Here is a 269-nt window from a genome sequence, read left to right as displayed (position 1 = left end):
CTGGCCGTAACGATCCCGGAACAGCAGGGCAGTTTCCTGCGTTTCTGCCAGACGCTGGGTGGACGGTCGATTACCGAGTTCAACTACCGCTACGCCGATGCGGACAAAGCCTGCATCTTTGTTGGCGTACGACTGACGCGCGGCGTAGAAGAGCGCAGCGAGATCATCAGCGAACTCACCAGCGGCGGTTATCAGGTGGTCGATCTCTCGGATGATGAGATGGCGAAACTGCACGTGCGTTACATGGTGGGTGGACGTCCTTCTAAACC

At 58.0% G+C, this 269-nt stretch carries 1 pseudogene; it reads left to right on the top strand.

What is annotated here, in order from left to right:
• Nucleotides 1-269: pseudogene (locus SB756_RS30550) on the top strand (threonine ammonia-lyase, biosynthetic); the annotation flags it as partial.

Origin of the sequence: Pseudomonas sp. SIMBA_068 (assembly GCF_046534705.1) — a bacterium.
Classification (GTDB): domain Bacteria; phylum Pseudomonadota; class Gammaproteobacteria; order Pseudomonadales; family Pseudomonadaceae; genus Aquipseudomonas; species Aquipseudomonas putida.
Note: the sequence above shows the minus strand (reverse complement) of the source record. Positions and strands in the feature narration are given on the sequence as shown.